General features: G+C 72.4%; 23 protein-coding genes and 1 tRNA gene. 3 read left to right on the top strand and 21 right to left on the bottom strand.

The annotated features are described in order from the left end of the window. Positions 1 to 55 precede the first annotated feature (55 nt). Together SM418_RS17800 and SM418_RS17795 are read right to left on the bottom strand one after the other, a co-directional pair. Positions 56 to 1228 carry a branched-chain amino acid ABC transporter substrate-binding protein gene (locus SM418_RS17800; protein ID WP_371941957.1) on the bottom strand — a complete coding sequence of 391 codons (1173 nt, stop codon included), beginning with the start codon at positions 1226 to 1228 and terminating at the stop codon, positions 56 to 58. A gap of 244 nt (positions 1229 to 1472) precedes the next feature. Then, positions 1473 to 2051, bottom strand: coding sequence for an ANTAR domain-containing response regulator (locus SM418_RS17795; RefSeq protein WP_371942053.1), 579 nt, complete (start codon positions 2049 to 2051; stop codon positions 1473 to 1475). Between the two features lie 116 nt (positions 2052 to 2167). Here SM418_RS17795 and SM418_RS17790 point away from each other — a divergent pair. Then, a tRNA-Leu gene (locus SM418_RS17790) sits at positions 2168 to 2250 on the top strand. 339 nt (positions 2251 to 2589) lie between these two features. Here the strand turns inward: SM418_RS17790 and pyk are convergent. Then, positions 2590 to 4020 (bottom strand): pyruvate kinase, encoded by a 1431-nt coding sequence (gene pyk / locus SM418_RS17785; protein WP_371941956.1) that lies wholly within the window; start codon positions 4018 to 4020, stop codon positions 2590 to 2592. Between the two features lie 110 nt (positions 4021 to 4130). After that, the gene (locus SM418_RS17780) at positions 4131 to 4685 is read right to left on the bottom strand and encodes a type 1 glutamine amidotransferase domain-containing protein (protein ID WP_371941955.1); all 555 of its coding nucleotides are present in this window, start codon (positions 4683 to 4685) and stop codon (positions 4131 to 4133) included. Between the two features lie 65 nt (positions 4686 to 4750). Between SM418_RS17780 and SM418_RS17775 the strand changes: the two genes are divergently transcribed. Continuing rightward, on the top strand, positions 4751 to 5434 hold the full coding sequence (locus SM418_RS17775) for a DUF6597 domain-containing transcriptional factor (protein WP_371941954.1): 684 nt from the start codon (positions 4751 to 4753) through the stop codon (positions 5432 to 5434). 1 nt (position 5435) lies between these two features. On the opposite strand, the gene SM418_RS17770 is transcribed toward SM418_RS17775, so the two are convergent. After that, on the bottom strand, positions 5436 to 6296 hold the full coding sequence (locus SM418_RS17770; protein WP_371941953.1) for a hypothetical protein: 861 nt from the start codon (positions 6294 to 6296) through the stop codon (positions 5436 to 5438). A 172-nt stretch (positions 6297 to 6468) separates the two neighbouring features. Here SM418_RS17770 and SM418_RS17765 point away from each other — a divergent pair, with 172 nt between their 5' ends. Further along, the gene (locus SM418_RS17765) at positions 6469 to 6900 is read left to right on the top strand and encodes a DUF6069 family protein (protein ID WP_371941952.1); all 432 of its coding nucleotides are present in this window, start codon (positions 6469 to 6471) and stop codon (positions 6898 to 6900) included. A gap of 104 nt (positions 6901 to 7004) precedes the next feature. On the opposite strand, the gene SM418_RS17760 is transcribed toward SM418_RS17765, so the two are convergent. The 16 genes from SM418_RS17760 to hisI all read right to left on the bottom strand — a co-directional run bounded on the left by SM418_RS17760 (position 7005) and on the right by hisI (position 25245). After that, a complete protein-coding gene (locus SM418_RS17760; RefSeq protein ID WP_371941951.1) occupies positions 7005 to 8468 on the bottom strand; it encodes a glutamate synthase subunit beta in 1464 nt (487 codons plus the stop codon). 19 nt (positions 8469 to 8487) lie between these two features. Further along, positions 8488 to 13059 (bottom strand): glutamate synthase large subunit, encoded by a 4572-nt coding sequence (gene gltB / locus SM418_RS17755; RefSeq protein ID WP_371941950.1) that lies wholly within the window; start codon positions 13057 to 13059, stop codon positions 8488 to 8490. 363 nt (positions 13060 to 13422) lie between these two features. Next, positions 13423 to 14349 (bottom strand): hypothetical protein, encoded by a 927-nt coding sequence (locus tag SM418_RS17750; protein WP_371941949.1) that lies wholly within the window; start codon positions 14347 to 14349, stop codon positions 13423 to 13425. A 295-nt stretch (positions 14350 to 14644) separates the two neighbouring features. After that, entirely contained in the window at positions 14645 to 15442 is a 798-nt protein-coding gene (locus SM418_RS17745) for a hypothetical protein (protein WP_371941948.1), read from the bottom strand. A gap of 69 nt (positions 15443 to 15511) precedes the next feature. Next, complete coding sequence (locus tag SM418_RS17740; RefSeq protein ID WP_371941947.1) at positions 15512 to 16243, bottom strand: VIT1/CCC1 transporter family protein; 732 nt, start codon at positions 16241 to 16243, stop codon at positions 15512 to 15514. Positions 16244 to 16271: 28 nt separating this feature from the next. Then, entirely contained in the window at positions 16272 to 17462 is a 1191-nt protein-coding gene (gene lgt / locus SM418_RS17735) for a prolipoprotein diacylglyceryl transferase (RefSeq protein ID WP_371941946.1), read from the bottom strand. A gap of 43 nt (positions 17463 to 17505) precedes the next feature. Next, positions 17506 to 18354 carry a DsbA family protein gene (locus SM418_RS17730; RefSeq protein ID WP_371941945.1) on the bottom strand — a complete coding sequence of 283 codons (849 nt, stop codon included), beginning with the start codon at positions 18352 to 18354 and terminating at the stop codon, positions 17506 to 17508. A 94-nt stretch (positions 18355 to 18448) separates the two neighbouring features. Further along, positions 18449 to 19225 carry a DsbA family protein gene (locus tag SM418_RS17725; protein ID WP_371941944.1) on the bottom strand — a complete coding sequence of 259 codons (777 nt, stop codon included), beginning with the start codon at positions 19223 to 19225 and terminating at the stop codon, positions 18449 to 18451. Between the two features lie 56 nt (positions 19226 to 19281). Continuing rightward, entirely contained in the window at positions 19282 to 19773 is a 492-nt protein-coding gene (locus tag SM418_RS17720) for a vitamin K epoxide reductase family protein (protein ID WP_371941943.1), read from the bottom strand. Between the two features lie 232 nt (positions 19774 to 20005). Beyond that, complete coding sequence (trpA, locus tag SM418_RS17715; protein WP_371941942.1) at positions 20006 to 20818, bottom strand: tryptophan synthase subunit alpha; 813 nt, start codon at positions 20816 to 20818, stop codon at positions 20006 to 20008. Further along, positions 20815 to 22050, bottom strand: a complete 1236-nt coding sequence (gene trpB / locus SM418_RS17710) for a tryptophan synthase subunit beta (protein ID WP_371941941.1) — start codon at positions 22048 to 22050, stop codon at positions 20815 to 20817. Before trpB ends, trpA begins: the two co-directional genes overlap by 4 nt. Before the next feature lie 167 nt (positions 22051 to 22217). After that, a complete protein-coding gene (gene trpC / locus SM418_RS17705; RefSeq protein WP_371941940.1) occupies positions 22218 to 23024 on the bottom strand; it encodes an indole-3-glycerol phosphate synthase TrpC in 807 nt (268 codons plus the stop codon). Positions 23025 to 23125: 101 nt separating this feature from the next. Continuing rightward, entirely contained in the window at positions 23126 to 23569 is a 444-nt protein-coding gene (locus SM418_RS17700) for a DUF2752 domain-containing protein (RefSeq protein ID WP_371941939.1), read from the bottom strand. Between the two features lie 22 nt (positions 23570 to 23591). Further along, entirely contained in the window at positions 23592 to 24269 is a 678-nt protein-coding gene (locus tag SM418_RS17695; RefSeq protein ID WP_371941938.1) for a response regulator transcription factor, read from the bottom strand. Beyond that, positions 24266 to 24865 (bottom strand): Trp biosynthesis-associated membrane protein, encoded by a 600-nt coding sequence (locus SM418_RS17690; RefSeq protein WP_371941937.1) that lies wholly within the window; start codon positions 24863 to 24865, stop codon positions 24266 to 24268. The genes SM418_RS17695 and SM418_RS17690 overlap by 4 nt, the downstream gene beginning before the upstream one ends. Then, the gene (hisI, locus tag SM418_RS17685; RefSeq protein WP_371941936.1) at positions 24862 to 25245 is read right to left on the bottom strand and encodes a phosphoribosyl-AMP cyclohydrolase; all 384 of its coding nucleotides are present in this window, start codon (positions 25243 to 25245) and stop codon (positions 24862 to 24864) included. Before hisI ends, SM418_RS17690 begins: the two co-directional genes overlap by 4 nt. Positions 25246 to 25273 lie beyond the last annotated feature (28 nt).

Raw genomic sequence — 25273 nt, 5'->3', positions numbered from 1 at the left:
GTGGCGCTCCCGCCCCGCGCCGTCTGCCGGCGTGTCTCCGGCGAAGAGGCCGGACCTACTCGGGCTTGACCTTGGCGGCGTCGCCCAGGAACTTCAGCTTGCCGTCGACGACCTGGAACATGTAGATCGTCTTGACGGCGATCTCACCGTTGGCCTCGAACTTGATCGGCTTGGAGACGCCCTGGAAGTTCACGGTCTTGACGTACTCGTTCAGCTCGGCCGGGGAGGTCTTGCCGGCCTTGAAGGCGTTCAGGAACACCGTGGCGGCGTCGTAGCCCTCCGCCGAGTAGGTGCCCTGGTCCTTGCTGAACGCGGCCTTGTAGTCGGCGATGAACTTGGCGACCGCCGGGTTCTCCGCCGTCGGGTTGATCGACTGGCAGGCGCAGGACAGCAGCGCGCCCTCGGCCTGCTTCTTGCCCGCGCCGTCGATCAGCTTGGCGTCCAGCGCGCCGTCGTCGGACAGGAACTTGGCCGTGACGCCGCCGTCGCGCAGCTGCTTGAGCAGCTTGTCGCCGCCGTTGTAGTAGCCGCCGAAGAAGATCACGTCCGGCTTGGCGGACTTGACCTTGTTGACGGTGCTGGAGTAGTCGGTCGCCTTCGGGTCGATCTTGTCCCGCTCCGGCGTGACGCCGAGCGCGGTGGCCGAGGCGATGAACTTGTCGGCCAGGCCGACGCTGTACTCCTGGTTGTCGTCGATCACGAAGATCTTCTTGGCGCCCAGGGTCTTGATGGAGAATTCGGCGTCCACCTGGCCCTGCGCGTCGTCGTTGGAGATGACGCGGTGCCAGTACTTCCAGCCGTTCTTACCGAGCGCCGAGGCCGTCGCCGACGGGGAGATGTTCGGGATCTCCGCCTCTTCCAGGCTCGGCACCGTGGCCTTGGACTCGCCCGAGAACACCGGGCCGACGACCGCGGTCACCTCGTCGTCGATGGCCTTCTGCACCTGGCCCGGGGCCACCGCGGGGTCGCCCTTGGTGTCGTAGGCCTTGAACGCGACCTTCTTGGCCGGGTTCGTCGCGTTGTACTGGTCGACGGCCAGCTTCACCGCGTTGGAGATGTTGACGCCGAGTTCGGGTGAGTTGTCGCCGGTCTGGACACCCACATAGGCGATCGTCAGCTCGTCGCTGCCGCCGCCACCGTCGTCGCCCTCACCGCAGGCGGCGGCGCCGAGCGCCAGCACCGTACCCAGCGCCAGCGCGCTGGTGAACCTCATCTTGTTGCGCCGCAAGGTGCCAAACCTTTCAGTCCTGATCCGAGGTCGTGGATCGGCTAGACGTCACACCCCGGGACCGAACCTCACGGACGGAGATAACAGTCACCCGGGGACTTGCTATGTCGTACACCGACAACCCCGGCCAGAACAGCTCCCCCGGACAGAAGGGTTACTCGTTCGTTACGGCTCCGTGCTCATCCGATCCCCCGCATCGCCTGCGATGATCACGCAGCGTGACCGTCCCGGGCGGCGGCTCCGGTCAGCCCGCGGCGGCCGGGTTCTCCCCCGTCGCGCCCGCGACCACGGCCTCGGCGACGGCGCGCATCGTCAGCCGCCGGTCCATCGAGGTCTTCTGGATCCACCGGAACGCCTCCGGCTCGGACCAGCCGTGCGCCTCCTGGAGCAGCCCCTTGGCGCGATCGACCACCTTGCGGGTCTCCAGCCGCTCCTGGAGCCCGGCGACCTCGGCCTCCAGCGCCCGCATCTCGGCGTACCGGCTGACCGCCATCTCGATCGCCGGCGCCAGGTCCGTCGCGGTGAACGGCTTGACGAGGTAGGCCATCGCGCCCGCCTCCGTCGCCCGCTGCACCAGCTCGCGCTGTGAGAACGCGGTGAGGATCACGACCGGCGCGATCCGGTCCGCGGAGATCCGCTCGGCCGCCGAGATCCCGTCCAGGACGGGCATCTTCACGTCCAGGATCACCAGATCGGGCTTGAGTTCGACGGCCAGCCGCACCGCAGTCTCGCCGTCGCCGGCCTCGCCCACGACGTCGTACCCGTCCTCCTGGAGCATCTCCTTCAGGTCCAGGCGGATCAGGGCCTCATCTTCTGCGATCACAACTCGCCGAGCGCTCTCCGTCACGCGCACGAGACTACCGGGACCCGCTACTCTGGTCCCAGGTGCCCCGCCCCAGCGAGGCACTAAACCGGACATAAGCGAGATGTCCGGATAACGCCGGGATGGTGGAACGGTAGACACGAATCCCTCAAAAGGATTTGTCCGCGAGGGCGTGCGGGTTCGAATCCCGCTCCCGGTACCCTCACAGCGATCACGCCTGCACTGTCAGTGTGGCGTGAAATCTTCTCGGTCACGCGCGCGAGTTCGTCCGCGGCCTCGTCCACTCGGACGGCTGCCGAGGCGTACGCCGCGTCCGAAGGCCGCTCAGGAACGGTGATCCCGAGACACTGAGAGTGAGCCGGGCGCGGGGACGCAGGATGACAGGCCGGGACGAGATGCGCTGGGGTCATGTCCAGAGCGAGGCGGAAAAGAGACCGGCTGGTGATCGCCCGGGGACGGCGACGCGGCCCGGCGAGCCGCCCCGGCGGGCCGCCCCGGCGGGCCGTGGCGTGCAGCCGGGGCGGTCGTTCCTGGTCGGTCAGTGGGAGATGGCGATGGCTTCGCCGATGGCGTGGACGCGCAGGGCGTTGGTCGAGCCGGGGGTACCGGGAGGCGAGCCGGCGACGACGACGACCTTGTCGCCCTTCTGGCAGCGGCCGAGTTCGAGGAGGGCCTGCTCGACCTGGCCGAACATCGCGTCGGTGTGGTCGACCTGCGGGACGATGAAGGTCTCGACGCCCCAGACGTGCGCGAGGCGCCCCCGGACGGCCGGCACGGAGGTGAACGCGAGCAGCGGGATCGGGGAGCGGTAGCGGGAGAGCCTGCGGGCGGTCTCGCCGGACATCGTGAACGCGGCGAGGGCCTCGGCGCCGACGATGGCGCCGACCTCGGCGGCGGCGCGGGCGATGGCGCCGCCGACCGTCTCCGGCATGCGTTCGAGCGTGTGGGTGGCGTGCAGGACGGCCTGCTCGGCGGTCTGCACGATGCGGCTCATCGTCAGGACGGACTCGATCGGGTACTGGCCGACGCTCGTCTCGCCGGAGAGCATGACGGCGTCGGCGCCCTCGAAGACGGCGTTGGCGACGTCGGAGGTCTCGGCGCGGGTCGGCCGGGGCGCGGAGATCATGGATTCGAGCATCTGGGTGGCGACGATGACCGGGCGGGCCTTCTCCCGGCAGAGCTCGATGGCGCGCTTCTGGACGATCGGCACCTGTTCGAGGGGGAGTTCCACGCCGAGGTCGCCGCGGGCGACCATGATGCCGTCGAAGGCGGCGACGATCTCGGGGAGGCGCTCGACGGCCTGCGGCTTCTCGATCTTGCCGATGAGGGGGACGCGGACGCCCTCCTCCTCCATGATCTGGTAGCAGATGTCGGCGTCGGCGGGGGTCCGCACGAAGGAGAGGGCGACGAGGTCGACGCCGAGGCGCAGGGCCCAGCGCAGGTCGCGCTCGTCCTTTTCGGTGAGGGCGGGGACGCTGACCGGGACGCCGGGGAGGTTCAGGCCCTTGTTGTCGGAGACCATGCCGCCGACGGTGACGGTGGTGCGGACGCGGGGGCCGTCGACGTCGACGACCTTGAGGGCGACGCGGCCGTCGTCGATGAGGACGGCGTCGCCGGGGCCGACGTCCCCCGGCAGGCCCTGGTAGGTGGTGGACACCTCCCGGCGGGTGCCGGGGACGTCGTCGGTGGTGATGGTGAACTCGTCGCCGAGCGTGAGCCGTACGGGCCCGTCGGGGAAGCGGCCGATGCGGATCTTCGGGCCCTGCAGGTCCGCCAGGATGCCGACGCCGCGGCCGGTGGCCTCGGCGGCGGCCCTGAGCCGGTGGTAGACCTCCTCGTGGACGGCGTGGTCGCCGTGGCTCATGTTGAGCCGGGCGACGTCGATGCCGGCCTCGACGAGGGCGTTGATCTGCTCGGTGCTGGAGCAGGCGGGACCGATGGTGCTGACAATCTTCGCTCGACGGGTCACGTCCACAACCGTACTTAGTTACTTGCCGGTACGGATATTCGTGCAGGATATGGTCGCCCCCGGTTCACCGATTGGTCTAGGTCAGAGGTCTAGACCATGTCCGCTCCCGGTCAGCGCTTGAACGCCTCGACGACGGCCTGGCAGAACGCCTTGAGGTCGTCCGGCTTGCGGCTGCTGACGAGGACGTTCGGCCCGTCCTCGCAGATCTGTACCTCCTCGTCCACCCATGTGGCGCCCGCATTGCGCAGATCGGTCTGGAGGCTGGGCCAGGACGTCATGGTGCGGCCCCGGACGACGTCGGCCTCCACGAGCGTCCACGGCCCGTGGCAGATGACGGCGACGGGCTTGCCCGCCTCGAAGAACGACCGGGCGAACGCGACCGCGACCGGGTCGGTGCGCAGGAAGTCGGGGTTGGCGACGCCGCCCGGCAGGACGAGGCCGTCGAACTCGGTGTGGTCGGAGACGTCGACCGTGGTGTCGATGGGGAAGGTGTCGGCCCGGTCCAGGTGGTCGAACGCCTGGAGGCGGCCGGACTGGGTGGAGACCAGGCGCGGGCGCCCGCCCGCCTGCTCGACGGCCGTCCACGGTTCGGTGAGCTCGACCTGCTCGGTGCCCTCGGGGGCGCAGAGGAAGGCGATGGTCTTGTCATGCAGATCGTTCGACATGAGTTCTCCTGTTTTGGTCGGCTTTAAGATGCCTTGCCCGGATGGCCGGGTGGTATGCAGGAGGGATGAGTCCGACCGGCTATCGCGAGTACCGGGCGCCGGGGCTGGCGTGCGCGTGGACGGCGGCGCTGCCGCCGGGCGCCGGGCCGTTCGTCCAGCGCGTCGTGCCGGACGGCTGCGTGGACCTGATCTGGTCGGACGCCGGCGTCCTCGTCGCGGGGCCCGACACCGGGCCGGTTCCGGCGACGATGCGGCCGGGCGAGGCGATGGTGGCGGTCCGGTTCCGGCCGGGGACGGCGCCGCCGGCGCTGGGCGTCCCGGCGGACGCGATCCGGGACGGGCGCGTCCCCCTGCGGGACCTGTGGGGCGCGGAGGCGGACCGGCTGGCGGAGACCGTGGCGGCGGCGGGCGACCGGCGCGCGGCCCTGGTCGCGGCGGTGCGGGAGCGGATGGGCCCGCCGGATCCGCTGGTCCCGGCGGTGGTGCCGGCGCTGGCGCGCGGTTCGGTCCGGGACGCGGCGGACGAGCTCGGCATCGGCGAGCGCCAGTTGCGGCGGCGTTCGCTGGCGGCGTTCGGGTACGGGCCGAAGACCCTGCAGCGGGTCCTGCGCTTCCAGCGGGCACTGGCGCTGGTGCGGGCCGGGGCATCGCAGGCGGAGGCCGCGTACGCGGCGGGCTACGCCGACCAGGCCCATTTCGCGCACGAGGTGCGGGACCTGGCGGGCGAGCCCGTCCGGAACCTGCTGTGAGTCAGGGCTTGAGCCTGCCGTAGGCGCGGAGCGTCAGCAGCCGTCCGACGGTGACGAGACCGCGCCACTCCGGCCGGGTGACCGGGGTCCAGCTGGGGAACGCGATGTCCCAGCCGCCGTCGTCGTCCTGCGCGTCGGCGAGCGCGTCGAGCCCGGCCTCGATGAGGTCGTCGCCGAAGAGGCGGCGCCCGTATCCGTCCGGGGCCGGGGCGAAGTCGAGCGGTCCCTGGTGGTCGCTGCCGGCCGCGGCCGCGAGGGTGTCCCGGACGCGGTTGAACGCGGCCTCTGCACGGTCGCGATCGGGGACGTGGTCGAGGAACGTCAGCACGGAGAGGACGTCGTACGCGCCGGGCTCCGCGGCGGGGCCGTCCAGGTAGCGCCAGCAGAAGGCGGTGGCGGGGCCGAGCCATGGGTGGCCGGAGCCGGCCCGGTGGAGCATTCCGGCGAGGGTGCCGGTGGGGTTGATGCTCCCGGGCGGGTCGTCGGTCGTCTGCCACCACGGGCCGTGCGGGGTGTCCCGGACGTTCGGCAGCACGAACGGAACTCCCCCGTCGTCCCCGGCGATGGACGCCAGGTAGCCGCCCACGCGGTCGACGGCGGGATCGTCGTCCGCGCCCGCCTCGTGCAGGAACTGCAGGGCGTGCTGGGCCGGAACGGGTTGGCTGCCTTCCCCGCGCAGGTCGGGTTCGAGGGCGTGGCCGTAGCCGCCGTCGGGGTTCTCGTAGGCCCCGAGCGCGGCGACGACGGGTGCGGCGGTTCCACCGCGGAAGTGGAGCGCGAACCGCCGCCGGTCGATGATGCGGGCGTTGAGCCGCATGAACTGCTCGGCGCGGGCCAGGTCGGTGGCGTGCAGGACTCTCATGCGGCCCACGCTAGGCGGGCCGCGTCCCGCCGGTCTTGTAGGAAACGGTCGTCCCGGCCGGACGCCGGGACGACCGACAAATTTTTTTGTCTTGACAACTCTGCTTGTCTGAGCACAGGATGGTGGGCATCCCCCCGGGCTCCCGGCCCGGGCGAACCGAAGGAGCACTGCGATGACCACGACGACGATCCGGAGCACCGTTCCCGCCGCGAAGACCTGGAGCGTCCGGCGCGTGCGCGCGGCGGCGGTGGGCGCGGCGGTCGCCGCCAACGTCGCCCTCTACCTCGCGGCCTCCGCCGCCGGCACCGACTTCCTGCTCACCGACCCCGGCAAGACCGAGTCGCACCACCTGATCGTTGCGGAGATCGCCGTGTTCACCCTGGTGTTCGGGCTGCTCGGCTGGGGGGCGATGGCGCTGCTGGAGCGCCTCACCCGGCACGCGCGGGTCGTCTGGAGCGTGCTCGCCGCCGCCGTGCTGGTGCTGTCGTTCGTGCCGATCGGCCTGGAGCAGGCCTCGACCGCCACCCGCGCCATGCTGACGCTGATCCACATCGTGGTCGCGGTGGCGCTGCTCCCCCTGCTCCGCCGCCCGGCCGACCGATGACCGAAAAGGACGGCGGAACAGCGAAAGGCCCCGGAGGAGCAATCCTCCGGGGCCTTCGCCGTGCGCTGGTCGGGCCGCCGTACGCTGGACGGACGGTCGCGCGCTCAGGCGAGCGGCCGCGCCGTCGGCGGGATCGGGTACGGCAGGTCGGTGCGGCCGGTGAGGTGGGCGTCGACGCCGTGCGCGGCGGCGCGTCCCTCGGCGATCGCCCACACGATCAGGGACTGGCCGCGGCCCATGTCACCCGCGGCGTACACGCCGTCCACGGACGTCTTGTAGTCGCCGTCGCGGACCACGTTGCCGCGCTGGTCCAGCTCGACGCCGAGCTGCTCCAGCAGGCCCTGGCGCTCCGGGCCGAGGAAGCCCATGGCCAGGGTGACCAGCTCGGCCGGGATCTCCCGCTCGGTGCCCTCGACGGGCGCGAACCCGGTCTGCGGGCCGCCGACCTCCACGAGCTTCAGCGCGCGGACGTTGCCGTCCTCGTCGCCGGCGAACTCGGTGGTGGACACGGCGTAGACGCGGTCGCCGCCCAGGCCGGCGAGCTCCTCATGGGCGCTCTCCACCTTGAACAGCATCGGGTAGGTCGGCCACGGCTGGGAGTCCGGCCGGGCCTCCGGCGGGCGCGGCATGATCTCCAGCTGGGTGACGGACGCGGCGCCCTGCCGGATCGCGGTGCCGATGCAGTCGGCGCCCGTGTCGCCGCCGCCGATGACGACGACGTGCTTGCCCTTCGCCGAGATCGGCGACTCCTCGTAGTCGCCCTCCTGCGTCTTGTTGGACGGCGGCAGGTACTCCATCGCCTGGTAGACGCCCTTGAGCTCCCGGCCCGGGACGGGCAGGTCGCGCCAGGCGGTCGCGCCGCCCGCGAGGACGACGGCGTCGTAGCGGCCGCGCAGCTCGTCGGCGGTGACGTCGACTCCGACGTTCACCGAGGTCTTGAAGGCGGTGCCCTCGGCGCGCATCTGGGCGAGGCGCCGGTCGAGGTGCCGCTTCTCCATCTTGAACTCGGGGATGCCGTAGCGCAGCAGGCCGCCGATCCGGTCGGCGCGCTCGTACACCGTGACGTCGTGGCCGGCGCGGGTGAGCTGCTGCGCCGCGGCCAGGCCGGCGGGGCCGGAGCCGACGACCGCGACCGTCCTGCCGGTCTTGACGGCGGGCGGCTGCGGGCGCACCCAGCCCTCCGCGAACGCCCGGTCGATGATCTCGACCTCGACCCGCTTGATCGTCACCGGGTCCTGGTTGATGCCGAGGACGCAGGCGCTCTCGCACGGCGCCGGGCACAGCCGCCCGGTGAACTCCGGGAAGTTGTTGGTGGCGTGCAGCCGCTCGACGGCCTCGTGCCAGTCCTTGCGGTAGACGAGGTCGTTCCACTCGGGGATGAGGTTGCCGAGCGGGCAGCCCTGGTGGCAGAACGGGATGCCGCAGTCCATGCAGCGGCTCGCCTGCTTCTCCAGCCGGTCGTTGCCGAAGTTCTCGTAGACCTCGGACCAGCTCTTGATCCGCACGTCCACCGGGCGGCGCTTCGGGAGCTCCCGCCGGACGGTCAGGAAACCCTTCGGGTCAGCCATGAAGGTATCCCCCTCTCTCTCAGCTCTGCGCGGCGGCCATGACGGCCTCGTCGACGTCGCGTCCCTCGGCCTCGGCCTTGGCCATGGCGTCCAGGACCCGCCGGTAGTCACGCGGCATGATCTTGGTGAAGCGGACCGCGGCCGCGTCCCAGCCGTCCAGCAGCTGCCGGGCGACCTGCGAGCCGGTCTCGGCCAGATGCCGCTCGACCAGCGTCCGGACGAGGTCCGCGTCGGTCGCGCCGAGCGGTTCGAGGTCGACCATCTCGCCGTTGACGCGCTCGGGCACCAGGTCCAGGACGTAGGCGATGCCGCCGGACATGCCGGCCGCGAGGTTGCGGCCCGTCCGGCCGAGGATCACGGCGCGGCCGCCGGTCATGTACTCGCAGGCGTGGTCGCCGACGCCCTCGACGACGGCGGTGGCGCCGGAGTTGCGGACGCAGAACCGCTCGCCGACGATCCCGCGGGCGAACAGCTCGCCGGAGGTGGCGCCGTACAGGATGACGTTGCCGCCGATGATCTGCTCCTCGGCCGCGAACCCGGCGTCGGCCGGGGGACGCAGCGTCAGCCGCCCGCCCGACAGGCCCTTGCCGACGTAGTCGTTGGCGTCGCCGGTGAGCCGCAGCGTGACCCCGCGCGGCACGAACGCGCCGAACGAGTTGCCCGCCGACCCGGTGAAGGCGATGTCGATCGTGTCGTCGGGCAGGCCCGCGCCGCCCCACTTCTTCGTCACCTCGTGGCCGAGCATGGTGCCGACCGTCCGGTTGACGTTGCGGATCGGCAGCTCCAGCTTCACCGCGTCGCCGAACGCGATCGCGCCCTCGGCGAGCTGGATCAGCGTGTTGTCGAGGGCCTTCTCCAGCCCGTGGTCCTGCTCGGATGTGCGGCGCAGCGACGCGCCGTCCGCCACCTCCGGGGTGTGCAGGATCGGGGTCAGGTCCAGGCCGGCCGCCTTCCAGTGCTCGACGGCCTCGCGGGTGTCGATCATCTCGACGTGCCCGATCGCCTCCTCCAGCGAGCGGAACCCGAGGGCCGCCAGGTACTCGCGGACCTCCTCGGCGACGAACTCGAAGAAGTTCACGACGAACTCGGGCTTGCCGGAGAACCGCCGCCGCAGGACGGGGTTCTGCGTGGCGACGCCGACCGGGCAGGTGTCCAGGTGGCAGACCCGCATCATGACGCAGCCCGACACCACCAGCGGAGCGGTCGCGAAGCCGTACTCCTCCGCGCCGAGGAGCGCGGCGATGACGACGTCCCGGCCGGTCTTCATCTGCCCGTCGGTCTGCACGACGATCCGGTCGCGGAGCCCGTTCAGCAGCAGCGTCTGCTGGGTCTCGGCGAGGCCCAGCTCCCACGGCGCGCCGGCGTGCTTCAGCGACGTCAGCGGGGACGCGCCGGTGCCGCCGTCGTGCCCGGAGATGAGGACCACGTCGGCGTGCGCCTTGGACACCCCCGCCGCGACCGTGCCGACCCCGACCTCCGCGACGAGCTTGACGTGCACGCGCGCCGCCGGGTTGGCGTTCTTCAGGTCGTGGATGAGCTGCGCCAGGTCCTCGATCGAGTAGATGTCGTGGTGCGGCGGCGGCGAGATGAGGCCGACGCCGGGCGTGGAGTGCCGGGTCTTGGCGATCCACGGGTAGACCTTGTGGCCGGGCAGCTGGCCGCCCTCGCCGGGCTTGGCGCCCTGCGCCATCTTGATCTGGATGTCGTCGGAGTTGGTGAGGTACTCCGAGGTCACGCCGAACCGTCCGGACGCGACCTGCTTGATGGCGCTGCGCCGCAGGTCGCCGTTCTCGTCCGGGGTGAAGCGGGACGGGTCCTCCCCGCCCTCGCCGGTGTTGGACTTGCCGCCGAGTCGGTTCATCGCGATCGCGAGGGTCTCGTGCGCCTCGGCCGAGATGGAGCCGTAGGACATGGCGCCGGTGGAGAACCGCTTCACGATCTCCGAGACCGGCTCGACCTCGTCGATCGGCACCGGCTGCCGGTCGCCCTCCCTGAGCCGGAACAGCCCGCGGAGGGTCATCAGCCTCTCGGCCTGCGAGTCGACCTGGGCGGTGTAGTCCTTGAAGATCTCGTAACGGCGGGTGCGGGTGGCGTGCTGGAGCCTGAACACCGTGTCGGGGTCGAACAGGTGCGGCTCGCCCTCGCGGCGCCACTGGTACTCGCCGCCGACCTCCAGGGTCCGGTGCGCGAGGTCGTTGCCGCCCGGCGGGTACGCGCGGGCGTGCCGCTGCGCGACCTCGCGGGCCAGCACGTCGAAGCCGACGCCGCCGAGCCGGGAGGTGGTGCCGGTGAAGCAGCGGGACACGACGTCCTCGCCGAGGCCGATCGCCTCGAAGATCTGCGCGCCGGTGTAGGAGGCGACCGTGGACACGCCCATCTTCGACATGACCTTCAGGACGCCCTTGCCGTAGGCCTTCACGAGGTTCCGGACGCCCTCCCCCGGCGTCAGGCCCTCGATCACGCCGGCGCGGACGAGGTCCTCGACGGTCTCGATCGCCAGGTAGGGGTTGATCGCGGACGCGCCGTACCCGATGAGCAGCGCCATGTGGTGGCACTCGCGGGCCTCGCCGGTCTCGATCACCAGGCCGACCCGCGTGCGGGTCTTCTCCCGGATCAGGTGGTGGTGGACGGCGCCGGTCAGCAGCAGCGACGGGATCGCGGCGAGGGCGGAGTCGGCGCCCCGGTCCGACAGCACGATGATGCGGGCGCCGGCGCCGATGGCCCGGCTGACCTCGGAGTTGATCTCCTCCAGCCGGTTCTCGAGGGCCTCCCCCCCGCCGGCGACCTCGTACAGGCCCTGCACGACGTAGGCCTGCAGGTGCGGCAGCGCCCCCTCGTCGTCAATGTGAATGATCTTGGAAAGCTCGTCGTTGTCCAGGATCGGGGTGGGCAGGACGAGGCGGCGGCACGAGTCCGGGCCGGGCTCGAGGAGGTTGCCCTCCGGGCCGAGCGTGGACTGCAGCGAGGTGACGAGCTCCTCGCGGATCGCGTCCAGCGGCGGGTTCGTGACCTGCGCGAACAGCTGCTTGAAGTAGTCGAACAGCAGCCGCGGCCGCTCCGACAGCACCGCGATCGGGGTGTCGGTGCCCATCGACCCGATCGGCTCGGCGCCGTTCCTCGCCATAGGCGTCAGGATGATCCGCTGCTCTTCGAGCGTGTAGCCGAACGTCTGCTGCCGCTTGACCAGCGTCTCGTGCGTCGGGATCTCCCGCTCGCGCTGCGGCAGCTCCTCGAACCGGACGAGGCCCTCGTGCAGCCACTCCCCGTACGGGTGCTCGGCGGCCAGTTCGGCCTTCACCTCGTCGTCCTCGACGATCCGCCCGGCGGCGGTGTCCACGAGGAAGATCTTGCCGGGCTGCAGCCGGCCCTTGCGGACCACCCTGCTCGCCGGGATGTCGAGCACGCCGGCCTCGCTGGCCAGCACGACCAGGCCGTCGTCGGTCACCCAGTACCGGCCGGGGCGCAGCCCGTTGCGGTCCAGGACCGCGCCGACCACGGTGCCGTCGGTGAAGCTGACGCTGGCGGGGCCGTCCCACGCCTCCATCAGGGTGGAGTGGAACTCGTAGAACGCGCGGCGGCCGGCGTCCATCTCGGCGTGGTTCTCCCACGCCTCCGGGATCATCATCAGCACCGCGTGCGGCAGCGACCGGCCGCCGAGGTGCAGCAGCTCCAGGCACTCGTCGAACGAGGCGGTGTCGGACGCCACGATGTCGATCACCGGGTAGATCCGGGAGAGGTCGCCCGGGATCAGGTCGGACTTCAGCAGCGCCTCGCGGGCCCGCATCCAGTTCCGGTTGCCCTTCACCGTGTTGATCTCGCCGTTGTGGGCGATGAACCGGTACGGGTGGGCCAGCTCCCAGGCGGGGAACGTGTTGGTCGAGAACCGCGAGTGCACCAGGGCGATCGCGCTGGTGAAGCGGCGGTCCGACAGGTCGGGGAAGAACGGCTCCAGCTGCGGGGTCGTCAGCATGCCCTTGTAGACGATCGTCCGGCTGGACAGGCTCGGGAAGTAGACCCGTACGTCCTGCTCGGCGCGCTCGCGCATGCAGAACACGACGCGGTCGAGCTCCAGGCCGGTCTTGCCCGCGTGCGGGCCGCCGGCGGCGGGGGCGATGAAAAGCTGCGTGAAGTGCGGCATGACGCGGCGCGCGGCGGGGCCGGTGAAGTCCGGGTCGTGGGGAAGCTCGCGCCATCCGAGGACCGTCAGGCCCTCCTGCACGCAGAGCGTCTCCACGTGCGCGACCGCGGCGGCGCGCTCGGCGCCGTCCGCGGGCAGGAAGCCGATGCCGGCGGCGTAGGCGCCCGCCTCGGGGAGCCGGAAGTCGCAGACCGCACGGAAGAACGCGTCCGGGATCTGGACGAGGATGCCGACGCCGTCTCCGTCGTCCGGCTCCGCGCCCACAGCTCCGCGGTGGTCGAGGTTCTTCAGGACGGTCAGGGCTTTCTCGACGATGTCGTGGCTCTTGCGGCCGTGCATGTCGGCGACCATGCCGACGCCGCAGGCGTCGTGCTCGTTGGCCGGGTCGTACAGCCCCTGTGAATCGGGGCGGCCCTGTACGCGGGCAGCAGGTGTGAAGGCAGCCGAGGCCATCAACCCTCCCGTCGTCTCGTGTCACTGCTTCGATGTCAGTGCAGTCGTGGGACGACGTTGGCCCTGCTGCGGTGAGATGACATTACATCACTGCCGGGATCATGCCCGACTGCACCAGATCGCGAAACTTCTCCGCGCGATCCGCCGATGCGCCATCCCCCATTGGTTTAGACCAAGGTTAGCGGTTCACCTGGGCCCGACATCGCATCGGCCCCGGTGAGCATCATCACCGAAACGCGATGTTTACTGTGAGAAGTCGGTGACCTACCGAAATATTCCCGTAACAGGATGCTGACCGGAGGACGACCGCACACCGGCCGTACGTTGACCCGGCGGCGACCCGCCGCTGACCCCGGGCCCTGGTCAGGCGGGCCCGTAGTCGGACGCGCGGGCGGCGCGGCCGAGCACCGCCGGGGACTTGCCGCCCTCGATCAGCAGCGACAGCAGCGTCTCGTCGGTCTCGTCGCCCTTGCCGTCCAGCCGCTGCGCCCACGAGACCACGGCGAAATGGCCCATGGCGAGCCCCCGCGCCATGCCGAAGCCGCGGCCGAAGTCGTCCAGGGGTCCGGGCGCCTCCAGCGGCAGCACGAAGCCCGCGCCGATCGTGTGCTCCAGCCCGTCGACGAACCGGTCCGCGTCCGCCGAGGCGTTCAGGTTGAACACGGCGACGGCCAGCGCGTACCCGCGCCGGGTGTCGGAGTAGATGCCCCGCGCCGCCTGCGTGCAGCCGCCCCTGCCCAGCTCGGCGCCCACGGAACGGCCCCACACGGCGGCCGCGCAGTCGCCGTCCAGCCGCTTGGCGCGCAGCTTCAGCCTGGTCTTCCCGCCGGGGACGGCCAGCGACGCCGCCTCCGGCGGGAACGCCTCCCCGATCGTCAGCGGCCGGGGGTCCGCGCGGCGGGAGGTGATCCCGGCGTACGCCGACGCCGAGGGAGAACTGGAGTAGGAGACCGGCGAGGGACCGTTGCCCGCCGGCGTCCCGATCCTCGCGTTGGCCGCTTGCCCCTCGTCGGGACCGTTCCAGTCGCGGATCACGACGACGGCGGCGGCGCCGAGCAGCACGAACATGGCCAGGACGGCCGCCGCGCCGAAGTAGAGCTTCGGCCCGGGCCCCCCGGTTTCGGCCCTCTTCTTCGCCTTGCCCGCCTTCTTGGGTCCGCGCGCCTTCTTCGGCTTCTTGCCGCGCGGCCCCCCGGGCAAGGCGGCGTCGTAGGCGTCCTCGTACCGGGCGCCCTCGTAGGGGTCGTCCTCGTACTGGACGTTCCGGTACTGGGCGTCCTCGTACTGCACATCTCCGTAAGAGGCGTCTCCGTAAGGCTCGCCCCCGTACGGAGCTTCGTCGTACGGCGACGGTGCTGGAGGCGGCGGGGCCGGGCGTTCCCGGCGCGGTTCGGGACGGCGGGGCGGCGCGCCGCGGTAGGGGCCGCCCGTACCGCCGGAAGCCGTCCCGCGGGGTCCTGGCCTGCCGCGGCCCTGCCGGCTCACCGGCGTCCGGCCGCGGCCGCCGCGACGGCGGGGGTCATCGGGGTCCACGGGCGCGCAGACTACTGCCCGCCGGCCGGTGACACGCCCGCGTCCGGCCCGCTCACTGCGCGGGCCTTCCGCCGGCGGCCAGGTCGAGCCGTCCGTAGAGGAAGTCGGCGGCGTTCTCGATGACGAGGCTCACATCGATCATCTCGTTGAGCGAGGCGGGCTGCGCACCGCCCGACCGCTCCACCCAGGTGATCACTGCGTAGTGGCCGTAGGTCTTGGCGTAGGCCGCGCTGAACCCGGGCCCGAACGCGGGCACGCCGGGCGCCTTCAGCGGCTCCACCCAGCCGGCGCCGGTCGCCGGCTCCAGATCGCGCAGGACCTGCTTGACCCCGTCCTCGGTCGCCATGTTGAGCACGATGAACTGGCCGACGTGCTTCTTGTCGTCGCTGACGTACGCGGCGCGGACGATCTGGCTGCACCCGTACTTGGCGAGGTCGCCCTGCAGGCGGGCGCCCCACGTGCCGGACTTGCAGTCAGTCAGTCTCGACGCGGCCAGCGTGAACGCGTACTTGTCGGTCTTGAGGCTCTTGGCCCCGAACGCCTCGCCCTCGGTGATCGCCCGGCCGTCGGCGGTCCGGGCCGCGATCTGCGCGAAGCCCTCACCGAGGTAGTCCGGCGTGTAGGCGCTCGGCACCGCCGCCTTCTGAGCTGGCTCGTCGCCGCCGCCGGTCAGCAGGACCACGGCCACGACCGCGACGACCAGCGCGACCAGCGCGGCGGCGCCGGCGCCGGCGCCGAGCAGCAGTTTCGGGCGGGGGAGTTTGCGGCCGGGCTTGTCCGCCGGCCAGAAGTCCCGCCCGCGGCCCTTCTGCGCGGCCTCGGCGGAACCTGTGTCACGAGCCTCGATCACGCCCCGGAGCTTAGCGGGCCGCGTCGCCCCCGCGCGCCCAAAAGGGCTTTTCGTCCAGATTCCTCGGTGCTACAGGCCGTTGGTGCCGATCAGCGCGCCGACGCCGTAGGTGATCCCCGCGGCGGCGGCGCCGAACAGCAGCTGCCGCGTCCCGCCGAACCACCAGGGCCGGGTGGTGATCCGCGACACCAGCGCCCCGGCGAAGAACAGGCCGAGCGCCGCGACGATCGCCGCGGGCCACAGCGAGGTGGCCCCCAGCATGTACGGCAGGACCGGCAGGATCGCGCCGATCCCGAACGACAGGAACGACGAGCCCGCCGCCAGCACCGGCGAGGGCAGGTCGCCGGGCGTCACCCCGAGCTCCTCCCTGGCGTGCACCTCCAGGGCCTCGTCGGGGTCGCGGGACAGCTGCCGGGCGACCTCGGCGGCGGTGTCGGGGTCGACGCCGCGGGCCTCGAAGACCTCGGCGAGCTCGCGCTCCTCGGCGACCGGGTGCCGGGCGAGTTCCCGCCGCTCGACCTCGATCTCCGCCTCCGCCAGCTCCGACTGGGAGGCGACGGAGATGTACTCCCCCGCCGCCATGGAGAACGCGCCCGCCGCCAGGCCGGCGAGTCCGGCCAGCAGGACGACCTTCTGGTCGGCCTGGCCGCCCGCCACGCCCGCGATCAGCGCGAAGTTGGACACCAGCCCGTCCATCGCGCCGAACACCGCTGGCCGCAGCCAGCCGCCGGTGACGTCCCGGTGCTGGTGCGTCGGCTCGGTCGTCACACTGGTCTTCTCACTGGTCTTCTCACTGGTCATCGTGCCCGCGTCCGCCCCGTTCCGATTCCTACTTCCCGTCCGAGACGGGCTCCGCCTTGTCTACCCGGGCGGGCTCGGGTAGATCGTCACCCTTGTCGTCCCCGGCCACGGGCTCGGGCTCGGGCTCGGGCTTCGCGGCGTCCGCGGGGACGTCTCCGGCTGGGTCTTCGGGGTCGTCCTCCGCGGAGGCGGACTCTTCGGCGAGCGTCTCCGGTTCGTCGGCGTCCGTCGCGTCCTCGGTCTCGGCCCGGGGCTTCCCGTCCGCCGGCTTCCCGTCGTCCTCGGCGCCCTCGGTCTCGTCCTTCGCACCGCTCGCCGTCTCGGACTTGACCGTTCCGGGGACGGCGCCGGGGTCGCCGGACGCCGCCGCGGCGGGGACGCCGACGTTCTCGGGGCCGGTGCGGCCCCGGGACAGGTACAGGTAGGCGACCGCGCCGGCGAACAGGATGATCGACGTCCAGTCGTTCAGCCGGAGGCCGAGGACGTGGTGGGCGTCGTCGATGCGCAGCGCCTCGATCCAGCCGCGCCCGACGGTGTAGGCGGCGACGTAGAGCGCGAACGCGCGGCCGTGCGTGAGCTTGTAGCGGCGGTCGGCCCAGATGACGAGGACCGCGACGCCGACGCACCACAGCGACTCGTACAGGAACGTCGGATGGTAGGTCGCGACGTCGGCGTACTTCGGGTCGAGGGCGGGCCCGCCGTCCAGCATCGGCCGGTGGTTCTCGTCGATCTTCAGTGCCCAGAAGGCGTCCAGCGGGCGGCCGTACAGCTCCTGGTTCCAGTAGTTGCCCCAGCGGCCGATCGCCTGCGCCAGGGCGATGCCGGGCGCGACCGCGTCGGCGAGCGCCAGCGCGGAGATGCCGCGCCGCCGGCAGCCGATGATCGCGCCGACCGCGCCCAGCGCGACGGCGCCCCAGATGCCGAGGCCGCCCTTCCAGATCTCCAGCGCCCGGACGGGGTCGCCGTCCGCCCCGAAGTAGCGCTGGTAGTCGGTGAGCACGTGGTAGAGCCGGCCGCCGACCAGGCCGAACGGCACCGCCCACACGGCCACGTCGACGATCACGCCCGGCGTGCCGCCCTTGGCGGCCCAGCGCCGCTCGCCCAGCCATACCGCGACGACGATGCCAAGGATGATCATGATGGCGTAGGCGCGGAGCGGGACGGGCCCGAGATGCCAGACGCCCTGCGAGGGACTCGGAATGTAGGCGAGCGGGTGCATGACCGTTGACGTTACCGCCTCCCGGGCGCGATGGGCGCCCTCTCTACCACCGCAACGAAGCCGTTGCCTCCGGCATGCCGCCGCGCAGGCCGGAGGCCGTGCCGCTGGACCGCGTGCCGCCGGGGACGGGCGTGCCGCCGCCGGCCTTCGCGACGGCCTTCCTCAGCTCGTCGGGCGAGCCGAGGACACCGGCGCCGACCTTCTTGCCGTTCAGCGCCAGGTACGGGGTGGAGTCGACGCCGGCCCGGCCCGCCCGGACGCTCGCCTGGTCCACCGCCTTCATCTGCTGCTCGCCGTTGACGCAGGCGGCGAAGGACGGGCTGGTCACCCCGAGATCGGCGGCCCACTCGACGAGGTCCCGCGGGAGGAAGCCCCTCGTCCCCTCCACGGGCTGCTCGGCGTAGAGCCGGTCGTGGTACTGGACCCAGTGGTCGGCGGGCATGCAGGCGGCGGCGTTCGCGGCCCGCCGCGAGTTCGACATGAGCGGATCCTGCTGGAACAGCTGGAACGGCCGGTAGACGACCTTCAGCCTGCCCTCCGCCGCGAGCTGCTTCATCGCCCCGCCGAGCCGCTCCTCCATCGACTTGCACGCGGGGCACTGGAAGTCCTCCCAGACGTCGAGGACGGGCGCGTTCACCCCCGGCTTCGCCATCGCGACCGAGCCGTCCTGCTGCCGGGTCGCGGGGGCGAGCGCGCCCTTGTAGTTGCTGATCGTGGGCGTGCCGCCGGTCCGGGAGGTCAGCACGACGACCGCGACGACCGCCACCGCCACCAGGGCGACGGCGCCGAGGACGACCAGCAGCGCCCGCTGCCGGCGTCCCCGTGCCGCCGCCCGCGCCCGTTCGTCCGCGAGACGCCGCCGCGCGGACGGTCCCCTGCCCTGCTCGCTCATCGATCCCCCGATCGCTACCGTGCGTGCTCCTGATCTGTCACGAGCGTAGCGGTGACGGGCGGGCGAGGTCCTCAGGAAGCGCCGGAGGGGGAGGTCACTTCCCGGAGGCGCCGGCGGCCTCGACGGCCGCCCGCAGCCCGGCGGGGTTCATGAACTGGGACTGGTCGAGCTTCTGGCCGTTCAGGAAGACCGTCGGCGTCCCATCGACGCCGCGCTGCTGCAGCGCGTAGTTGGTCATCGCGTCGACCGTGGACTTCTTCTGCTCGTCCCGGACGCACTTCTCGAAGTTCGCGTCGGTGACGCCGACGTCCTTGCCCCACTTCACGAGGTCGTCGGGGGAGAAGCCCTCCGAGCCCTCGGCGGGCTGGAACTTGAAGAGCGCGTCGTGGTAGGAGATCCACTTGTCGGCCGGGACGCAGAGGGCCGCCTCGGCCGAGCGCAGCGAGTTGATGCGGACGGGGTCCTTCTGCTGCCCGAACAGGTGGAACGGCCGGTAGACGACCTTGACCTTGCCCTGCACCGCGAGTTCCTCGACGGTCTTGCCGGTGGCCGCCTCGAACTGCTTGCAGATCGGGCACTGGAAGTCCTCGAAGATCTCCAGCTCCGGCTTGGTCACCCCGGCCTTCGCCATCACGATGGAGCCGTCGTCCTGGCGGCTGAGCGGGGCGAGCGCCCCCGTGTGCGGCTCGGCCCGGCCGTTCTTGCTCTTCTGGTCGACGACCAGGACGGTCGCGACGACGATCAGCGCCACCGCCACCACCGATCCGAGGACGATGGCGAGCAGCCGCCGCTGCTTGTCCCGGGCCGCCTGCCGCTTGCGCTCGGCGGCCAGGCGCTCCCTCGCGGACCGCTCTCGTGCGGCCTTGCTCATTGGTTCTCCTATGCGTGCGGACCGGCGCCGCATAGTGCGGCGCGGTAACGGCGAGATTAGTCGACCTGACCGATCCGTCGGAATTCGTCGGCCAGGACGAGGAGGAACAGCAGGACGGTGGCGACGTGGACGCCGGTGCACCACAGGCAGATCTTGTGCAGGATCACCAGCTCGACGGTGACGAGGTAGACGACGAACAGCACGCCGACCGAGACGGCCGCCACCCGGCCCCAGCGCAGCGGCGGCCACGTCGCGCGCAGCGCCCACGGCGTCAGCAGCGCCGCGAACCCGACGAAGAACGCCAGCCCGAGCAGCGGCATCGGGATGCCGAGCAGGCTGGAGTACTTGCTCGTCGTGACCGCGTGGCAGTCGATCGTCGAGGTCGCCGAGCACACCAGCGCGCCCTCGTCGTAGTGGCTGATCGTCAGGTAGACGGAGATCCCGAACCCGCCGAGCGTCAGCAGCCACGCCGCGACCTGGAACCACGCGGGCGGCATCGGCGGCGACGCCGTCCCGGCCCGGCCCTCCGCCGTCATCTCTTGCGTCATCGTGTTCCTTCCGGACCGCCTCCGCCGGCTCCGCCGGCGATCACACCCTATTGGAGAGCGGCGGTACCACAAGCATGAACTCGGCGGCGGCCGTCCAGAGTTCCCGGCGGACCGCGAAGCCCGCGCGGAGGCGGGTTCTCCGCGTTCCGCGCGGGCTCGGCAGGCGTGTGCGGGGCGGACGGTTGACGCGTGGTCAGCGGGCAACTCCAGCAGGCAGCGCCAGCGGGCCGGGTCAGCGGCCGGCGCGGACGCCCGCCGCGAGCTCCTCGGTGAGCGACCGGACGGCGGCCAGCCCGGACCCGAGGTCGGGGGCGTCCAGGACGCGGCGGATGAACGCCGACCCGACGATCACGCCGTCGGCGAACCCGGCGACCTCGGCGGCCTGCGCGCCGGTGCCGACGCCGAGCCCGAGCCCGACGGGCAGGCCGGTCCCGGCCTTGTCGATGATCGCGCGGGTCCGCTCGACCAGCCGCGGGGCGCCGGTGTCGACGGCGGAGCGGGCGCCGGTGACGCCCATCAGCGACGCCGCGTACACGAAGCCGCGGCACGCGCCGGTGATCGTCTCGATGCGCTCGTCGGTGGAGCTGAGCGCGACGAGGAACACCCGGTCGAGGCCGCGTGCGTCGGACGCCTCCAGCCACTCGCCGCCCTCCTCGGGCGTGAGGTCGGGCGTGATCAGCCCGGAGCCGCCCGCGGAGGCGAGGTCGCGGGCGAACCGGTCGACGCCGTAGTGGTCGACGGGGTTCCAGTACGTCATGACGAGGACGGGGACGCCGGTGGCGGCGACGGCCTCGACCGTCCCGAACACGTCGGCGACGCGGGCGCCGCCGACGAGGGCCTGGTGGACGGCGTCCTGGACGGTGGGGCCGTCCATCATCGGGTCGGTGTAGGGCAGGCCGATCTCGATGACGTCGCAGCCGGCGTCGACCATGGTCCTGGCGACCTCGACGGCGCCGTCTCGGGTGGGGAACCCGGCGGGCACGTAGCCGACGAGCGCGGCCCGCCCCTCGGCCTCGGCCTTGTCGTAGGCGGTCTGGACGGTCATCGGCCCTCTCCCCCGGGCATCAGGCCGAAGAAGGCGGCGGCCGTGTGCATGTCCTTGTCGCCGCGCCCGGACAGGCACACCAGGATCGTGGCGTCCGGGCCGAGTTCCCTGCCGACCTTGAGCGCGCCGGCGAGCGCGTGCGCGGACTCGATGGCGGGGATGATCCCCTCGGTGCGGCACAGCAGCGCGAACGCGTCCATCGCCTCGGCGTCGGTGATCTCGCGGTACTCGGCGCGGCCGCTGTCGTGCAGCCACGAGTGCTCGGGGCCGACGCCCGGGTAGTCGAGGCCGGCGGAGATCGAGTGGGTTTCGAGGGTCTGGCCGTCGTCGTCCTGCAGCAGGTAGGTCCGCATGCCGTGGATGACGCCGAGGGAGCCGCCGGTGAGGGTCGCGGCGTGCTTGCCGGTCGCGACGCCGTCGCCGCCGGCCTCGAACCCGTACAGCCGGACCGACTCGTCCTCGACGAAGGCGTGGAAGGTGCCGATGGCGTTGGAGCCGCCGCCGACGCAGGCGACGACCGCGTCGGGCAGGGCCCCGGTCATGTCGACGCACTGCCGCCGCGCCTCGACGCCGATGATGCGCTGGAAGTCGCGGACCATCATCGGGAACGGGTGCGGGCCCATGACGGAGCCGATGCAGTAGTGGGTGTCGTCGACGGTGGCGACCCAGTCGCGGAACGCCTCGTTGCAGGCGTCCTTGAGGGTGCGGCTGCCGGTCCGCACCGGGATGACCTCGGCGCCGAGCATCCGCATCCGGGCGACGTTGAGGGCCTGCCGCTCGGTGTCGACCTCGCCCATGTAGACGGTGCAGGTCAGGCCGAGGAGCGCGGCGGCGGTGGCGGTGGCGACGCCGTGCTGCCCGGCGCCGGTCTCGGCGAGGATCCGGGACTTGCCCATCCGGCGGGTGAGCAGCGCCTGGCCCAGCACGTTGTTGATCTTGTGGGAGCCGGTGTGGTTGAGGTCCTCGCGCTTCAGCAGCACCCGGGCGCCGCCCGCGTGCCCGGCGAAGCGCTTCGCCTCGGTGAGCAGGCTGGGGCGTCCCGCGTAGTTCGCGAGGAGGTCGTCCAGTTCCGCGGTGAAGCCGGGGTCCTGCTTGGCGGCCTCGAACTCGCGGGTCAGCTCGTCCAGCGCCGCCATCAGCGCCTCGGGGGCGAACCGGCCGCCGAAGCGGCCGAAGTGGCCCGTGGCGTCGGGTACGGGTCCAGCACCGCGCGCGGCGGTGTCCATGGTCATGGGAAAACGCGTCCTGTCGTGGGAGAAGTGGTCGATCGGGGTGAACGGGATCCTGGACTACCCCCGCCATCGCTCCCGGAGCGGTTCGACCTGCATGCCCACACCCTATCCAGTCGGCGCGCCGCTGTGGCGGGAGGACCCCCGCACCCCTGCCGCGAGCACGGGGCTCAGCCGCCCTGCCGCAGCGCGGGGTGGGCGCCGGCGGCGACCAGGTCGGCGACCGCGGCGCGCGGGTCCCGGCCGATGACCAGGCTCTCCCCCACCAGCACGGCGTCGGCGCCGCTGGAGGCGTAGGCGAGCAGGTCGTGCGGGCCCCGCACCCCGGACTCGGCGATCTTCACGACGTCCTTGGGGAGGGTGGGCGCGACCCGGGCGAACACCCCGCGGTCGACCTTGAGGGTGCGCAGGTCGCGGGCGTTCACCCCGACGACCTTGGCGCCGGCCTCGACGGCGCGGGCGGCCTCCTCCTCGGTGTGCGCCTCGACGAGCGGGAGCAGCCCGATGGACTCGGCCCGCTCGACCAGCGACACGAGGGCGTCCTGCGGGAGCGCGGCGACGATCAGCAGCACCATGTCGGCGCCCGCGGCGCGCGCCTCCCACAGCTGGTAGGAGGTGACGACGAAGTCCTTGCGGAGGACGGCGACGTCGACGCTGGCGCGGACGTCGGCGAGGTCGGCGAGGCTGCCGCCGAACCGGCGCCGCTCGGTCAGCACGCTGATCACCTTGGCGCCGCCGGCCTCGTAGTCGCGGGCGAGCGCGGCCGGGTCGGCGATCGCGGCGAGCGCGCCCTTGGACGGGCTGCTGCGCTTGACCTCGGCGATGACCGCGACGCCCGGGCCGCGCAGCGCGGCGAGCGCGTCCCGCGGGGCCGGGGCGCCCGCCGCCTTCTCCTTGACGGCGTCCAGCGGGACCTCGCGCTGCCTGTCGGCGAGATCGGCCCGGACGCCCTCGATGATCTCGTCCAAAACGCTCAAGGTCGCAGGCCCCCTATTTCAGGTCGTTCCGTGCACCGATCGTAGCCGCCTCGCCGGGCACGCCCCCCACCCGGGAGGCCCACCCGGCGGCCCCGCGCAGGTCAGGGTGCCAGCGCGGACGCGAACGGCAGGTTGCGGACGACCCAGTAGACCGCCACCAGGCCGAGGAACGAGTACACCACCGCCGGTCTGAACAGCACGGTCCGCATCGGCAGCCCTTGCGCGGTCCTGACCGTCCACCGCACGTGGAGGTAGCCGAAGACCGGCAGGAGCGCGAACAGCAGCGGGTTGTAGCCGAAGGCGGCGCCCACGTCCCCGTGCGTCAGAGCGTAGACGAGCCGCGTCATGCCGCACCCCGGGCAGTAGTACCCCGTCATCGTCAGGAACGGGCAGCCCGGATAGTGCCCCGCCTCGTTCGGATCGCCTCGGAACGCCACGACCAGCGCCACGCCGGCCGCACCGCCGAGCACCGCCGCCTGCGGCAGCAGCGCCCGCGCCCGCTCGCGCGCCGACGCTCCCTGCGGCGGAGCGGATACCCGGGTCACATCGTCCACGATAGACAGCCCGTCAGCCGTCCAGGACGTAGCCGACGCCCCGGACGGTTCTGATGGGGGTTCCTTCGCCCAGTTTGGCGCGGAGCTGGGCCACGTGGACGTCCACGGTGCGGCTCCCGGCGCCGGTGCCGGGGGCCCAGGCGGCGTCGAGGAGCTGCTCGCGGGTGAACACGCGGCCGGGATTGGCCATGAGGAATTCGAGGAGGTCGAACTCGGTGACGGTGAGGGAGACGCGGCGGTCGCCGGCGGCGGCGGTGCGGTCGCCGGGGTCGAGGGCGATCGCGCCGGCGCGCAGCGGGGCGGGGGCCCCGCCGGCGGCGCGGGCGGGGGTACCGCGGCGCAGCGCCTCGGCGACGGAGCCGACGAGGACGCGGGGGCCGAACGGGCGGCCGACGCGGTGCTCGCCGAGCGAGCGGGCGAGCGCGGGGTCGAGGGGACCGGTGACGGCGACGACGGGAGCGGGGCGGGCGGCGTCGGCGACGCGCCGGTAGAGCTCGGCGGGCAGCCCGGCGGTGGACAGGTCGAGGACGACGACGTCGGGCCGGACGCGCTCGGCGGCGGCGGGGGCGCGAGCGGGGTCGGCCTCGATCTCGACGTCGAAGCCCTCGCGGGCGAGGTAGCGGCGCTGCAGCTCGGCGACGGCGGGGTCATGCTCGACCAGGAGCACGAGGCCGCCACCGTCGCCGGTCACGCCGGCCCGTTCCGCCGGGCGGTCGGGTCCTCGCCGCGGTCGAGGGACCGCCACATCGCGGACGGGTCGTCCGCCGCGGCCGGCTCCGGCGCGGCGGGCCCGCGGTCGGCCGCGCGCTCGTACCGGGACGACATGCCGGGCCAGCGGGCGCCGCGCACGGCGGTGACGAGCCCGGCGACGGCCAGCAGGACCCCGCCGGTGACGGAGACCATCCACCACAGGTTCACGTGCAGGGCGGGGTCGGCGCCGAGCCCGAGCAGGGCGCTCTTGTCGCCGGCGGCCGACAGGACGTTCGGGCGCTGCACGGCGACGGCCGACGCGTAGGCGATCCCGGCCCCGAACAGGGCGATGAGGACCCCGACGCCCGCGCGCACACGGCCGCGGGTGGCGAACAGGGCGGCGAGACCGGCGAGACCGGCCCAGCCGAGGGCGCCCGCCGCGCCGCCGAGGTCGCCGCCGGTGAGCGTCTGGGTGAACGGGGTGATGGCGTCCTCGGCCCTGACGGTGGCCCACGTGCGCCCGGCGGCGAGCAGGGCGAGACCCGCGCCGGCGGCGCACAGCAGCGCCGTCAGGCCGCGCTCACGCCCGGGCGTCATGAGCTCTGCTCGGGACGTTCCCCGACCACGGCGTCGAGGACGTCGGCGTCCCAGCACGTGCGGTCGCCGGTGTGGCAGGCGCCGCCGACCTGGTCGACCTTCACCAGGAGGGCGTCGGCGTCGCAGTCCAGCGCGACCGACTTGACCCACTGCTGGTGGCCGGAGCTCTCGCCCTTCACCCAGTACTCCCGCCGGCTCCGCGACCAGTAGGTGCAGCGGCCGGTGGTGAGCGTGCGGTGCAGGGCCTCGTCGTCCATCCAGCCGAGCATGAGCACCTCGCCGGTGTCGTACTGCTGGGCGATGGCGGGCACCAGACCGTTCGGGTCGCGCTTCAGCCGCTCCGCGATCTTGGGGTCCAGATTGGACGCTCGTACGGACATGGACGAAGTTTATTGCGCCCGGGGCGCC

Source organism: Actinomadura chokoriensis, assembly GCF_041463665.1.
GTDB lineage: Bacteria > Actinomycetota > Actinomycetes > Streptosporangiales > Streptosporangiaceae > Spirillospora > Spirillospora chokoriensis_A.
The sequence above is the reverse complement of the archived record's forward strand: the minus strand, read 5'-3'. Positions and strand labels throughout refer to the sequence as shown.